At 67.5% G+C, this 13,582-nt stretch carries 9 protein-coding genes; 4 read left to right on the forward strand and 5 right to left on the reverse strand.

Features of this window, described 5'->3' with window-relative positions; all coding sequences use genetic code 11:
- Positions 1 to 77: 77 nt before the first annotated feature.
- Both ABZV38_RS36720 and ABZV38_RS36725 read right to left on the reverse strand, forming a co-directional pair.
- Entirely contained in the window at positions 78 to 1,460 is a 1,383-nt protein-coding gene (locus ABZV38_RS36720) for an MFS transporter (protein WP_356332808.1), read from the reverse strand.
- A 529-nt stretch (positions 1,461 to 1,989) separates the two neighbouring features.
- Complete coding sequence (locus ABZV38_RS36725) at positions 1,990 to 2,829, reverse strand: class I SAM-dependent methyltransferase (RefSeq protein WP_356332811.1); 840 nt, start codon at positions 2,827 to 2,829, stop codon at positions 1,990 to 1,992.
- A gap of 248 nt (positions 2,830 to 3,077) precedes the next feature.
- Between ABZV38_RS36725 and ABZV38_RS36730 the strand changes: the two genes are divergently transcribed.
- Complete coding sequence (locus ABZV38_RS36730; protein WP_356332813.1) at positions 3,078 to 3,758, forward strand: helix-turn-helix domain-containing protein; 681 nt, start codon at positions 3,078 to 3,080, stop codon at positions 3,756 to 3,758.
- Positions 3,759 to 4,232: 474 nt separating this feature from the next.
- Entirely contained in the window at positions 4,233 to 4,754 is a 522-nt protein-coding gene (locus ABZV38_RS36735; protein ID WP_356332815.1) for a hypothetical protein, read from the forward strand.
- Between the two features lie 385 nt (positions 4,755 to 5,139).
- On the opposite strand, the gene ABZV38_RS36740 is transcribed toward ABZV38_RS36735, so the two are convergent.
- Positions 5,140 to 6,630 (reverse strand): UDP-N-acetylmuramoyl-L-alanyl-D-glutamate--2,6-diaminopimelate ligase, encoded by a 1,491-nt coding sequence (locus ABZV38_RS36740; protein WP_356332817.1) that lies wholly within the window; start codon positions 6,628 to 6,630, stop codon positions 5,140 to 5,142.
- A 459-nt stretch (positions 6,631 to 7,089) separates the two neighbouring features.
- Positions 7,090 to 7,497, reverse strand: a complete 408-nt coding sequence (locus ABZV38_RS36745; protein WP_356332819.1) for a contact-dependent growth inhibition system immunity protein — start codon at positions 7,495 to 7,497, stop codon at positions 7,090 to 7,092.
- 367 nt (positions 7,498 to 7,864) lie between these two features.
- Here ABZV38_RS36745 and ABZV38_RS36750 point away from each other — a divergent pair, with 367 nt between their 5' ends.
- Both ABZV38_RS36750 and ABZV38_RS36755 read left to right on the forward strand, forming a co-directional pair.
- The gene (locus ABZV38_RS36750; protein WP_356332821.1) at positions 7,865 to 10,264 is read left to right on the forward strand and encodes a SpoIIE family protein phosphatase; all 2,400 of its coding nucleotides are present in this window, start codon (positions 7,865 to 7,867) and stop codon (positions 10,262 to 10,264) included.
- A 412-nt stretch (positions 10,265 to 10,676) separates the two neighbouring features.
- Entirely contained in the window at positions 10,677 to 12,989 is a 2,313-nt protein-coding gene (locus ABZV38_RS36755; RefSeq protein ID WP_356332823.1) for an FdhF/YdeP family oxidoreductase, read from the forward strand.
- Positions 12,990 to 13,006: 17 nt separating this feature from the next.
- On the opposite strand, the gene ABZV38_RS36760 is transcribed toward ABZV38_RS36755, so the two are convergent.
- A partial coding sequence (locus ABZV38_RS36760; RefSeq protein WP_356332825.1) for a DUF1345 domain-containing protein occupies positions 13,007 to 13,582 on the reverse strand: 576 nt, incomplete at its 5' end.

Below are 13,582 nucleotides of genomic sequence, written 5' to 3' on the forward strand. Positions count from 1 at the left end.
GCCGGACGGGCTCGATCACTCAGCCCGTCCGGCGACGCCACGGCTCACCACAGTCAGACGCTCACACGCGCACGCACTCAGACGGTGCGGGCATCGGCGGGTACAGCCGCGGGCGCGTCCGGCTCCGGAGCCGCCTCGATGTTCTCCAGGTCCCGGTGCCGGGTCTCCTTGGCACATGCGACCGCCAGCACGGTGATGAGCACCGCTGCGATGACGTACAGCGAGATCAGTGTCGAGCCGCCCGAGCTCGCGAGCAGCGCGGTGGCGATGAGCGGCGCCGGGGCGCCGGCCGCGACCGACGAGAACTGGGCGCCGATCGACGCACCCGAGTACCGCATCCGGGTCGCGAACATCTCCGAGAAGAAGGCCGCCTGCGGCGCGTACATCGCCCCGTGGAAGATGAGCCCGACCGTGACGGCGAGCAGCAGGCTTCCGAAGCTGCGGCTGTCGATCAGCGCGAAGAACGGAAACATCCACAGCCCCACACCGACCGCGCCGACCAGATAGACGGGCTTGCGGCCGAACCGGTCCGACAGCGCGCCCCACACCGGGATGACCGCGAAGTGGATGGCGGAGGCGATGAGCACGGCGTTCAGCGCCGTCTGCCGGTTCAGGTCCGCGGCTGTCGTCGCGTACACGAGGATGAACGCGGTGATCACGTAGTAGCTGATGTTCTCCGCCATCCTGGCTCCCATGGCGATGAGCACATCCCGCCAGTGGTGCCGCAGCACGGCGACGAGCGGCATCTTCTCGGCCACCGCGGTGGCCGTCTTGCGCTCCTCGGCCTGTGCCAGCGCCGCCTTGAACACCGGCGATTCATCGACAGAGAGACGAATCCACAGGCCGACCATCACCAGCACACCGGAGAGCAGGAACGGAATGCGCCAGCCCCAGGCCTCGAAGGCGGAATCCGACATCAGCGCGGTGAGCGCGGAGAGCACCCCGGTCGCGAGCAGCTGCCCGGCCGGCGCCCCGGTCTGCGGCCAGGAGGCCCAGAACCCACGCCGCTTGGCATCCCCGTGCTCCGACACGAGCAGTACAGCCCCGCCCCACTCACCACCGAGGGCGAAGCCCTGCACCAGTCGCAGGACCGTGAGCAGTACCGGAGCGGCGACGCCGACGGTGGCATACGTCGGCAGCAGCCCGATGGCGAAGGTTGCCCCACCCATCAGCAGCAGACTCAGTACCAGCAGCTTCTTGCGGCCGAGCCGGTCGCCGTAGTGCCCGAAGACCAGGGCGCCCAGCGGCCGGGCTGCGAAGCCGATTGCGTAGGTGAGGAAGGAGAGGAGCGTTCCGACGAGCGGGTCGTGGTCGGGGAAGAACAGCTTGTTGAAGACGAGCGCGGCTGCTGACCCGTAGAGAAAGAAGTCGTACCACTCGATGGTGGTCCCGATGAGGCTTGCGGCGACGATGCGCTTGAGCGAGCGGGTGGTTGGCGGTGCGGATGCCGAGGCGGCCATGGGTACCACTTCCGGACGGTTGCGGGGACGTTTCCGTGTCGCCACACCGTAGGAACGGGCAGGTCAGGGGCGTATGTGGTGGGAGACCATAGTTACGGACGCGACTGTGCGCGCGACCACCATGAGGCAGAGGTCCGGGCTCCGATGAGGCCGGCTGAGCGGGGCACAGCTGCCTGTCGGAGTTGCGTTGTTCGCCACGGTTCGGTGGCTCGGTGCTGATTCCCACGCTGGGGCGGCAGTGACCTGAAACCCCATGTCAGCGCCCTGAGCACCTCTTCGGCGCTGGTTTGGGGCTGACGGAGCCCGGGCCGGCCGGCGCCGACCGGTCGTGTCGGGCGCCCTCTGGCCCGTCGGGCGGGTGACCGCCGACCGCCGTGGCCGCTGGAGCCTTCGAACCCGCAGAGAACGATGCGCGGTCACACGGGCCCCGGGGCAGCAGCACCGAAGAGCTCTCGGGCCGTGTCACGGTCGCTCATGTCGGTGGGCGCACCGTGATCACGACGGTCAGGCCGATGGTGTGAACCGTTCCTCAGCTGCGCTTACGGGCGGTGACCAGAAGGTACTCCCAATCCATGTCGACGGTGTCCGCCCCGTCGGCATGCTGCCGGGCGAGGCCGGTGAGATCGCTGTCCAGAGCGGCGACCCGTCCGGGGTCGCCCGCGATGTTCTGGTAGGTGGCGATGGTCGGGCCGTAGTTGGTCTTGAAGTAATCCCGGAAGTCCTCCGGCTTCCCGAAGCGGTCGACCCGTACGGTTTGCCGGCGCGTCTCGACATCGGTCACCCGGTCGCCGAGGAGGCCGCGGACATGGTCCGGCTGGCCCCACAGCGGCGGGGGCTGCGCCCCGGGCGGAGGCTTGGGGGCGTAAGGCTTCATCGTGGCGAACATCTGGCCGATGAAACCTTCCGGCGTCCAACTGAGCAGGCCGATGGTGCCGCCGGGGCGGCAGACACGGATCAGCTCATCGGCGCTGGTCCGGTGATGCGGGGCGAACATGATCCCCACGCAGGACATGACGGTGTCGAACTCGCCGTCGGCGAACGGCAGCGCCTCCGCGTCAGCCGCCCGCCACTCCAGCTCCGCACCGCGTTCGGCCGCGAGTTTGCGCCCGGTCTCCAGCAGCTCGGGCGTGAGATCACAGGCCACGACGCTTGCGCCGGCCAGGGCCGCGGGGATCGCGGCATTGCCCGACCCGGCCGCGATGTCCAGTACGCGTTCGCCGCTCCTCACGCCACATGCCTGGACCAGGATCGGACCGAGGCCCGGGATCAGTTGGGTGGCCACAGCCGAGTAGTCACCCAGCGCCCACATCTTTCGGTGCTTGGTCTTGAGTGCGCGGTCAGCTTCGACAGCGTCGATCGCTTCGGTCATGACAGCTTTCCTCCGGAGTTCTTCCAGCGGCCGCCTGCGGGACGCACGGTGTCGCAGCGCATACCAGGGTCGTCGCGGATCCCTCGGCTGGCCCGACGGGATCTCGTTGCTACCGCCATACCGCCGAGGGTAGGAGCGTGCGCGGCTCTGTCCTAGTACGAGATCTGTACCGGAGGCCTCTCGGCCGGAATCCGTAGAATCGCCTCGGGGAGTAGCCGAGCCGTCGTCAGGGACCTTAGCCTGCACACATGGGGTCCTCGTACTACCAGTTCTGTCCTGTCGCCAAAGCCATGGAACTGCTCGACGAGCGCTGGACACTCCTCATCGTGCGCGAACTGATGACGGGGACCGAGCACTTCAACGAGCTGCGGCGCGGTGTGCCGCGGATGTCCCCGACGCTACTGTCCAAGCGGCTGCAGCAGCTCGTACGCGCCGAAATCGTGCAGCGATGGTCCGACGGCCATCAGGTGCGCTACGTCCTGACCCCGGCGGGCCAAGAGCTCCGGCCGGTCGTCGAGGCGTTGAGTATCTGGGGCATCCGATGGATCGGAGAGCTCGGCGACGAGGACCTCGACCCGAAACTGCTGCTGTGGGACATGCATCGCCGCATCGACCATGACGTCGTCCCGGCTGGGCGCACGGTGGTCCGGTTCACGTTCTCGGACGTGGTCGTGCGCACCCGCGACTGGTGGCTGGTGATCACAGCTGCCGAAGCCGACGTCTGTGACGTGGATCCGGGCTTCGAGGTGGCGATCACGGTTTCCGCCAGCCTGCGTCACATGATCGAGATCTGGCGCGGTGACCTGGGCTGGTCCGACGCTCTTCGCTCCGGGGCCGTAGCGGTACACGGCCCGGAGGCGCTGCGACGAGCGGTTCCGGGTTGGTTCACACTGCCGCCTTTCGCTTCGGTGCCGCGGCCTTCGTCCTGATCGATTCGGAAGGGGATCGGTGTCGCGGCCTGCGGCTTGACGCATGTCAACAGGTGGCGCCGGCGGCGCTTCGGCGTGGTCTGCCACGCTGCTTCGGGAGGGCCGACTCGCAGTGGGCGGCCCATGGACGGCCGACTCCTCGATCACATCGCCGAGATGCGCACGGGACAGGCCGCAGAAGGCAGGATGGGGCAAGGCTGCACGGGCCGGGTATGGCGTCACAACCTCCCCAACGCGTGCGGCCGTTGCCACGTCACAGCTGACCGAGTCTCTGCAGTGCAGACTCACTGCTCGGCGGGCTCGGCGATCAGCTCGGTGATGACACGTCGGAAGCCGAGTCGGGCATAGAACCGGGCGACGGCTGCTGGTGAGGCCCGTCACCCATGGGTGTGTCCGCACGGTCTTCCGGCTCGACGCAGGCACTGGATACTCTCTTCGCGACGCAGCACGCGCCGAGGCGGTCGGGGGATGGTTATGACGCGCATGATCGGCGTGGCAGGGCTGGTGATCGTGACGCTGTGCGTGACGGGCTGCGCCGGGAACGGGGACCCACCCGAGAGCAGGGCCGGTGGGAACCCCACTGCAACCGGCTCCGACTCGGTCAGACCGACCCCTGGCGGCACACCCGCGCCAAGTACCTCCACGAGCGCACCGGCCCCGGGCCGGGACACCGTCCTCGTCATCTTCACCGAAAGCGGCGGCATCGACGGACGGCACAACTCCCTCGTCGTCTACGGTGACGGCAGATACCTTGTCGTCACCCCCAAGAGGAAGAGCCGGTCCGGCAGGATGAAGCCGGGCGATCTCGCCGAACTGCGCACCGCGCTGGAGGAAGTGGACTTCTCCGGACTGCCCTCCCGGCCGACCGGCCCGACCGTGTTCGACGGCATTACCCGCGTGATCGTGCACGACGGCCACACGGCCGTCGACAATGGCGGAACGTTGTCCGCCGGGGCCTTGACCGAGGTGTACCAGGCACTGCCGCCTATTCCTTGAGGCGACTTGCCTCATCGGAAGACGCTCACGCTGACCTGACCAAGGAGAGCCGGCTCTCGCCTGATCCGTTACGCCCTCGGACACTGCGCCCTCGCCGGGTAACCCCACTCCTTCCGCGCTGTCGGCCCCCACGGTCGCGGACCCTGCAGCCACGACGTCCTGGCGTCACGGAAGTGACTGCGTCGGTGGCATGAAACCGCGCCGTCCAGACCCCCCCCGAGGACTGGACGGCGCGGCACGTTTCAGCGTCCGTCGAGCCGAACCGCCGAGCATAACGCTCTCAACCGGGCTGCAACCGGCCGCCGCACAACCCCTCTTCCCAACTCCTCAGCACCACCGCAAGAGCGTCATCGTGCGAGCGAGGGCGACCGGAGACGGCCGCCTGTTACTCCTGCGCGGCTGCGAGTTCGCGCACGGTGGCCATGTCGCTGAACGGAATCAGCTGTTCGCCGACGATCTGGTACGGCTCACTGCCCTTCCCCGCAACCAGGACGACGTCATCCGGGTCGGCAGCGGACAGGGCATACGCGATCGCCCGGCGTCGGTCGGCGAATCTCTCGAATGGGGTGCCGGTGGCCACGAGCCCCGGCGTGATCTGGTCCATGATCGCCTCGGGGTCCTCATTTCGTGGATTGTCCGAGGTGAGGACGCACAGATCGGAATGGGTCCCGGCGATCTCGCCCATCTGCGCGCGCTTGGTGACGTCCCGGTCGCCCCCGCAGCCGAACACGGTGATGACCCGGCCTGGCGCGAAGTCCCGGATGGCGGAGAGCACCTTGTCCAGGGAGTCGGGAGAGTGGGCGTAGTCCACGATTACGGACGTGCCGTGGGGGGTCTCGAAGCGTTCGAGCCGCCCGGGGACCGGGGGCATCCGGTCGAGTGCGGCAACCAGACCTGCCAGGTCGTGTCCCAGGAGGTGACAGGCTGCTACGGCGGCCAGCGCATTGGCCACCGAGAACCGGCCGGGCACCGGGATCGCCGCGGGGTACTTGTTTCCCGCGTGGTGGAGGGTGAAGCGCGTACCGAAAGCGTTCATGCTCAGGTCCGTCGCCCGGTAGTCGGCCTCCGCGTCGATGCCGTACGTGGTGACCATGCCCGGCATGATCCGCCCGATCCCGGCCCCCACGGAATCGTCGGCGTTGACCACTGCGAGCCGGCACAGCCCCTGGAAGAGGCGGAGCTTGGCGTCGCGGTAGTTCTCCATGGTGCCGTGGTCGTCCAGGTGGTCCTGCGTGAGGTTGGTGAAGATCCCCACGTCGATGAATGCACGGTCCACCCGGTGGTTCAGCAGGCCCATCGAGGTGGCCTCCAGGACCACGGTGCCCACCGCGTGGTCGCGCATGTGTGCCAACAGGTATTGGAAGTCCGGCGATTCCGGTGTGGTCAACACCGAGTGCGGCATCGGGATCAGTTCGTCGCCGATCCGGCTGCCCGATGTGCCGATCACGCCCACCTTCGAGCCTTCGGCGATCCTCAGGACGGACTCGACCATGTACGACACCGAGGTCTTCCCGTTGGTACCGGTGACGGCCACCATGTCCATGTCCTGACCGGGTTCGCCGTAGTAGCGGGAGGTGACGACCGCCGCTGCTGTCCGGGTGTCCGGCACTCCGACGATGCATGCATCGCCTGCCGATGCCCGTACTGTCGCCGGGAGATCGGGTGCTGTCCTGTCGACGAGTACTGCCACAGCGCCACGTGCCAGGGCCGAGCCGACGGCCTCGGGCCCCCCTTCCCGATGCCCGGGCACGGCGATGAACAGCGAACCCGGCGAAACGCGATGGGCGTCGAAACAGGCTCCTGCGGTGATCATCGTCTCCGGATCGCCCAGCAGGACCTCGTGATCGTGACCGGCCAGCAACTCCCTCAACTTCATACAGGGTCCTCTCGAAAATGCGGCACGCCCCATCGGCCGTTGCCGAAGGGGATGCCGACGGCACGCCGAGGAGCTGCGCGAGTGTGGGGTGCTGCGAAACGCAGCGAAGGGGGTGGAGAAGCGCTCCATGGGCGGAGCAGAAGCTGCGGGAGAACGTGCGGATCAGACGATCGGGCTGAAAATCCGTGACGGCCGTGAGCGCCTGACTAGCCGTGACCGTGCAGCGCACGGCAGAGCGCCTTCGGTGCAACTGGGCCCAGCACGTGAGGGGCCCGTCGCGGGCACTCCCTCACTGCATATGTGTCGCCCATGGGTGGAGTGTACGTCCCACGGACCGGCCCTGAATCCGCCCGCTCACCTCGGCCAGCCGGTCGGTTCGCGTTGCCGGGGGCTTCGTCGCAGTTCGGTGAGCAGCTCGGGCAGATCGCGCACGAGTGGACGACAGGTACCTGGAAAGCGTCAGGAAATCTGGACGGCGCCTACGAACTCCTCGACCTTGCTCCGCAGGTCCGGCGAGAGGTCGGAGAGGCCACTGACGATGAAGGTCAGTTGCCCTGCAAGCTCCGGATGAGCGTCCCAGACTGCTGAAGTCCTGGTCAGGACCGCGCACAGCAGGTCGCCCTCGTACATATCGCCTTCGGCCAGCGGGTTGTCACGAAGCACCTCCATCGCGAGCGGAAGAAGCACCGGCAGCCCCAGATCCTGTCCGATCAGCAGGCGCAGGTCCTCAACGGTCAGCGTTCCGATCGGCCGGCTCCGCAGGGCATGCACCGTCGCGACGAGACGGGTGGCGTCGGCCGGGGGCGCCTGCCAGCGGTCACGTTCGAGCTCCTCAAGGGACCGCCTACGGTCGATGGATCCAGTCACCAGGCGATTCTCTCGTACGTGCGAGATCTCGAACGCGGTCCGGCCGATCACCGCCGGGGTCTGCTTGCGGCTGCGCCGCGCTCAGCGTCACGGCATATTGGTTAGGCGGGCCTCTTCGTGGAATACCTGCCCTGATCGTCGCGGAGGGACGCGCGATGCGGCCGATTCTCGTCCGGCCCAGCCTGCGCACCGTCGGGCGTGCGCCGTCGCGATGACCTGGGCTGGAGCTGTGGCGCTGTTCGGCCGTGGTCCCGGGAACTTCAAAGTTCGTGCTGGTGGCGGACGACGCTTGTGTGGTGTGACGGGCGCCGCGAAACGGTCGGGCCGGGGTGCGCCGGGTGTTGTCCGGAAGGAGGCACTGGCACTGATGAGCACACGCGATGACCCCGTCGGCTGCCAGAGTGGGCCGGTTGCGGCTCAGGGCGCTCGGCTGGTGGTGGACGACCATGGGGTGGTCGTCGAGTGGAGTTCGCAGGCGCAGGCTCTGCTCGGCTATTCGGCCGAGGAGGTGCTGGGACACCAGGTGACGTTCTTGCTGACCGGACCTGGTGAGCAGGTGGATCCGGACGCTTCCGAGGTGAGAGGGCCTGGCTGTGGTCCGGCCGTTCGCCACCGGTCCGGGGAGCGACTCGAGGTCGGCGTCCAGGTATGGCCCCTGGTGCGTGAGGGCGGTGCCGTGTGGTGGTCTGTGCTTCTGGCCCGGGCAGGCGGTTCCGGTCCGCAGAATGTTGACGGCGCGATCTTGCGGGCGGTGCTGACCCAGTCCCCGCTCGGCCTGCAGGTCCTCGATCCCGATCTGCGGGTCATGCGGTTCAACACCGCTGGGCCGGGTACGCGGGGTCTGCTGAGCGCAGAGGTCATCGGGCGGCCGGCTCGCGAGGTGGCACCAGGTGTGGTCGACGACTCGATGGAGCGGATGCTGCGGGACGTCCTGGACACGGGTCAACCCGTGATCGATATCGAGCATGTCGGCCGGCCCCCTGCCGACCCCGGTCACGAGCACTTCTATGCCGTCTCGATCTTCCGTCTCCAGGTCCGTGACGGCGGCGTCCTGGGTCTGCTCGTGGCATCGACCGATATCTCCGAGCGGCATCGCGCTCGCGCGGGCCTGGACCTGCTCATTGACGCGAGCACCCGCATCGGCACCACCTTGGACGTGATGACGACGTGCGAGGAACTGGTCGAGGCCGCGGTTCCGCGCCTGGCCGACATCGCTGCCGTGGACATCCTCGACGACGTGCTGCAAGGTCGGGCTCCACAAACCGGTCCGGTGAGCGTCCACGCCATGCTGCTACGTGCGGCCTTCAAATCCACCGAGGGGGAACGGGCAGCGGTCGCTTACCGTGTCGGAGAGGTCAATCTGTCGTATCCCCGGTCCTTCCGGGAGTGCCTGGCCGATCTGCGGCCCCGCCTCGTTCAGCACCTGGAGATCGACAGTGAGTGGGCCGTACACGACGCCCGGCGCGCTGAGCTGATCCGCCGGACCGGGGCCCATTCGCTCATGGTCGTACCACTCACCGCCCGTGGGGTCGTCCTCGGTCTGGCCACCTTCTACCGGACCGCGACACCGGACCCGTTCGAGGAGGACAGCCTCGCCCTCGCGGCGGAACTCGGCGCTCGGGCCGCCGTGTGCATCGACAACGCGCGCCGGTACACCCGTGAACGCACCGCCGCCCGGATCTTGCAATCCAGCCTGCTACCGCAGGCCATCCCGCCCCAGAACGCCGTCGACGTCGCCCTGCACCAGGTGTCCGCCGCTGCCGCAGGAGACTGGTACGACGTGATCCCGCTGTCCGGGGCACGCGTTGCCCTCGTCGTCGGACACGTGCCGGGGCACGGCATGCACGCTGCCGCCGCCATGGGTCAACTGCGCACTGCCATCAACACCCTGGCCGCCCAGGACCTGGCCCCCGACGAACTGCTCGCGGACCTCGACGACCTGGTGAGGGGCCCCGCCGGCTACAGCACGGCCTCGACCGGCTCCCGCTCGTCCCGCGAACAGGCGATCGGCGCAACATGCGTGTACGCGGTCTACGACCCGATCTCCCGGCGCTGCACGCTGGCACGTGCCGGCCACCCCGCCCCTCTCATCGCTTTTCCCCATGGCGCGGTGGACATCCTCGACACACCTGACGGCCCAGCACTGGGAAGCGGCCGCCCGCCCTACGAAACGAGCGAGCCGGAAATCCCCGAGGGCAGCACCCTTGCCCTGTTCACCAACAGCCTCATCCAAAACCGGGACAGCGATCCGCGGTACGCCCTGACCCGGCTGTGCCGCATCCTGAGCTACCCCCTGCCCGTACTCCAGGACACCTGCGACGCCATCATCCGTGCACAACACCCTGCCACACCCGACGACGTCGTCCTGCTCCTGGCCCGCACCCGCGCCCTCGACACCGACCAGGTCGCGTCCTGGACCCTTCCCAACGACCCCGCCGTCGTCGCCAACGCCCGCAGCCTCACCAGTCGGCAACTGGCCACCTGGGGACTGCAGGAACTCGACTTCACCACCCAACTCGTAGTGAGCGAGCTGGTCACCAACGCCATCCGCTACGCCACCGGACCCATCCAGCAACGCTTGATACGGGACCGGACCCTCATCTGCGAAGTCACCGACGACAGCAGCACAGCCCCCCACCTACGTCACGCGGATCTCGCAGACGAGGGTGGCCGAGGCCTCTACCTCGTCGCGCAGCTGACCGGCCGCTGGGGTACCCGCTTCGCCGCCCGAGGGAAAACCATTTGGGCAGAACAGGCCCTGCCCTGAACCGTCGGCCGAAGGTGTCCCGGACCGTGGCGACCAGCGAACCGGACCGGGCGCGTTTCGCCTCCGGCTCCTCGGTCGCCCAGACCCTGATCGACGCGGTACGAGCGAGCTGACCTGACCGAAGAGGCGGGCCGGGGCCATGCGGTCCCGGCCGGCAAGATGCCGCGCGCAGAGGTAGGGCGTCCACAGCGTGGCGGCAACGGTGGCGACGACATCCGTCGCACCTACGCCACGATCATGCGGACGCCCCGGCGCGGGCCGGAACATCAGAGGGGGAGCGAAATTCGGAGTGCCGGACATCGATGGTTCCCGACGCCCGGAATTCGTCGCCTGGCGGGGATTGATCAGCGGACTTAGTGTGCGAGAAGTGCCGTTTATCGGACCACGTCCGCGTGGCGGAAGGGTGAGAGACTTGAGTGCCTCCCAAGACGAGCAGGAACAGCTGGAGCCCAGCGTGGGGCCTGTTCCCGAGGGTGATCCGCACTTCCGTCCCTATCACCACCCCGCCGCAGGCTGGGGTGCCGCGAAGAGCGTGACCCGATTCCTGGTGCGTGAGGGCGCACTGGTGGACGGCCCGCGGGCGATCATGCGGATGAACCACGAGAACACCGGTTTCGACTGCCCGGGATGCGCGTGGCCGGACGACACCAAGGGCCTGCACCTTGACATCTGTGAGAACGGAATCAAGCACGTCACCTGGGAGATGACCCGCAAACGGGTCGGCCGTGAGTTCTTCGCCGCCCACTCGGTGACCGAGCTGTCCGGGTGGAGCGACAACGCGCTGGAAAGCCAGGGCCGGTTGACCGAACCGATGGTCTACGACCCCGATTCGGACCACTACGTTCCGATCAGCTGGAAGGACGCGTTCGAGGTGGTCGGCCGTGCCCTGCGCGAACTGGACAACCCGAATCAGGCATCGTTCTACACCTCCGGCCGCCTCGGCAACGAGGCCACGTTCCTCTACCAGTTGATGGCCCGAGAGCTGGGCACGAACAACCTGCCGGACTGCTCCAACATGTGCCACGAGGCCAGCGGCCGTGCCCTGCAGGCGTCATTGGGCACCGGCAAAGGGACCGTCGACCTGAAGGACTGGGAGGCCACGGACGCGCTCTTCATCATGGGCGTCAACGCGGCCTCCAATGCGCCCCGGATGCTCACCGCCTTGGCCGAGGCATACCATCGCGGCGCCCAGATCGTGCACATCAATCCGCTGGTCGAGGCAGCCGCCACCCGCACCATCGTTCCGCATGACTTCACGGACATGGCCCTGTTCAAGACGACCCGGACCAGCACCCTGAACCTGCAGCCGCGCATCGGCGGCGACATGGCGCTCCTGCGCGGCATGGCCAAGGCGGTCCTGGAGCAGGCCCAGACCGACCCCAAGGCTCTGGACAAGGAGTTCATCGACCGCCACACCGCCGTCTTCGACGACTACCGGGCCCTGTGCGAGGCCACGTCGTGGGAGGAGATCGAGCACCAGTCCGGGATCGGCCGCGCCGACATCCTCAAAGCAGCGCGCGTGTACCGCGAGGCCGACCGCAGCATCGTCAGCTGGTGCCTGGGCATCAGCCAGCACGAGCACGGCGTCGACACCGTCCGGGAGATCGTCAATCTGCTTCTGCTGCGCGGCAATCTGGGACGGGAAGGAGCAGGTCCCTCACCGGTGCGTGGGCACAGCAACGTCCAGGGCAATCGCACGTGCGGTATCGATCACCGCCCCACGGAAGAATTCCTGGACCGCCTCGCCGAGGTCTGCGGTATCCAGCCGCCTCGTGAGCACGGCCTGGACACCGTAGGCACCATTCGGGCGATGCGCAGTGGAGAGGTGAAGGTGTTCGTCGGCATGGGCGGCAACTTCGCTCTGGCGGCACCTGACACTCCGTACACTTATGAGGCGCTGCGCTCCTGCGACCTCACCGTCCAGGTGAGCACGAAGCTGAACCGCAGCCACCTCGTCCACGGCTGCCAAGCCCTCATCCTGCCGTGCCTCGGCCGTACCGAGAAGGACCATCAGCGCAACGGCGTCCAGAGCACGTCCGTCGAGGACTCGATGAGCATGGTTCACCTGTCCGTCGGCATGAAGCGTCCTGCCTCACGGCACCTGCTGTCCGAACCCGCGATCATCGCCGGCATGGCCCGCGCCGCCCTGCCCGACAGTGCCACCCCCTGGGAGTGGTACATCGAGGACTACGACCGCATCCGGGACACCATGGCCCAAACTCTTGACGATTTCGAGGACTTCAACCGCCGCGTGCGCCTGCCGCTCGGCTTCCGCATCAAGCAGCCCGCCCGCGAACTGGTCTTCCTCACCCCGTCCGGACGCGCCGAGTTCTCCACGGCTCCCCTGCCTGACGTCGTTCCTGCCCCCGGCACCCTGGCCCTGGGCACCATGCGCTCCCACGATCAGTGGAACACCACCATCTACTCCGACAATGATCGTTACCGCGGCATCAAGAACCTCCGCACGCTCGTCTTCATGAACCGGGACGACATGCGCGAACGCGGTCTCGCCGAGATGGACCCCGTCGACATCACCAGCACAGCCAGGGACGGCAGCACTCGTTCTCTCAACGGCTTCCTCGCCATCCCCTACGACATCTCCCGTGGCTGCGCAGCCGGGTACATGCCGGAGATGAACGCACTGTGCGCGCTCTGTGACTACAGCACCCAGAGCGACCAGCCGATCATGAAACACGTCAAGGTCACCATCAGCCCCGCCACCTGAGCAGGGAGCGTGCGGGATCAGCGCGTGACGATCCCGGCGACGAGGTTGATCGTGGTGGCCAGGATGCTGGCGCCGAAGACGTAGGACAGGAGCGCGTGTCGTAGGACTACCGCACGGATCGTGGAACTGGAGACGTCGGTGTCGGAGACCTGATAGGTCATTCCGAGGTTGTAGCTGAAGTACAGGAAGTCGCCGTACGCAGGCGGATTGCTGGAGTTGAAGTCGATCCCTCCTTCAGATGTCAGGTAATAGAGGTACGCGTAGCGGGTGGCGTACATCAGGTGCAGTGCCGCCCAGGCCATGAAGACACCTGCGAGCGCAGTCGCGGCCGCAGCGTGGCTGTCGCCGGAGCTACCGAGCAGGAGCAGCATCACGATGCCGACCAGTCCGCTCACAGCAGCCGCGACGACGGCGAGTTCCTCGGTGACGGGCCGAAAGTCCTCACATCGAACGTTGAGGCGGGTAGTAGGGGCGTCCATTGGCCACAACACGATCCAGCGCAAACATTCAGTTGGTAATCGGAGCGTGATCGTTCCGGCCGCCTCATCACGCTTGGTGGTCGTCGAGTTGGGCCGTCGCGGTGTGGTTGGATC

This window comes from Streptomyces sp. NPDC005181, from assembly GCF_040608395.1.
Lineage (GTDB): Bacteria > Actinomycetota > Actinomycetes > Streptomycetales > Streptomycetaceae > Streptomyces.

Excerpts from the sequence above, each read along its gene's own strand:
- ABZV38_RS36735 (WP_356332815.1), top strand. The coding sequence starts at position 4,233 with ATGACGCGCATGATCGGCGTGGCAGGGCTGGTGATCGTGACGCTGTGC.
- ABZV38_RS36720 (WP_356332808.1), bottom strand. The coding sequence starts at position 1,460 with ATGGCCGCCTCGGCATCCGCACCGCCAACCACCCGCTCGCTCAAGCGC.
- ABZV38_RS36750 (WP_356332821.1), top strand. The coding sequence starts at position 7,865 with ATGAGCACACGCGATGACCCCGTCGGCTGCCAGAGTGGGCCGGTTGCG.
- ABZV38_RS36730 (WP_356332813.1), top strand. The coding sequence starts at position 3,078 with ATGGGGTCCTCGTACTACCAGTTCTGTCCTGTCGCCAAAGCCATGGAA.
- ABZV38_RS36740 (WP_356332817.1), bottom strand. The coding sequence starts at position 6,630 with ATGAAGTTGAGGGAGTTGCTGGCCGGTCACGATCACGAGGTCCTGCTG.
- ABZV38_RS36725 (WP_356332811.1), bottom strand. The coding sequence starts at position 2,829 with ATGACCGAAGCGATCGACGCTGTCGAAGCTGACCGCGCACTCAAGACC.